The organism is Jatrophihabitans lederbergiae, from assembly GCF_031845305.1.
Taxonomy (GTDB): Bacteria; Actinomycetota; Actinomycetes; order Mycobacteriales; family Jatrophihabitantaceae; genus Jatrophihabitans_A; species Jatrophihabitans_A lederbergiae.
This window is the reverse complement of record NZ_JAVREH010000229.1, coordinates 1-410: the sequence shown is the minus strand read 5'-3', so window position 1 is coordinate 410 and position 410 is coordinate 1. Positions and strand designations below refer to the sequence as shown.

Sequence of the window (410 nt, the reverse complement as noted above, 5' to 3'; positions counted from 1 at the left end):
CTGGACGAGGGCGGTGAGGCTGACGGCGTCGACCAGGCGGGGCACCCCGAGGGCAGGCAGACCGAGCAGCTCCAGCGCGGTTTTGCCAATGCTCACATGCGAAGTCCACCGGCTCTCGACGCCGGCCCTGACCCGGCCGCCGAACATGAGCAGCGGGACCCGCGGTCCGTAGGCCAACTGGACGCCGTCGGGGGTGTGCTCGACATCGGGTGTGGGCACGTGGTCGTCCCAGCCGCCCCAGTCATCCCACGTCAGCAAGAACACGGTGTCGTTCCACAACCCAGCCCGCACAACCGCGTCGACAGCCTGCCAGATCTTGTCCTGACCTCTGCTGACGTCGGCAACCGGATGCTCGTCATACGGACTGTCATGCCACACCATGCTCAACTGCGCCAGGCTTGTTGCGTCAG

1 protein-coding gene is annotated in these 410 nt (G+C 66.8%); it reads right to left on the bottom strand.

The features are described from left to right. On the bottom strand, positions 1-396 hold a 396-nt coding region (locus RM423_RS25080), incomplete at its 3' end, for an alkaline phosphatase family protein (protein ID WP_311425750.1). Between the last annotated feature and the right edge of the window lie 14 nt (positions 397-410).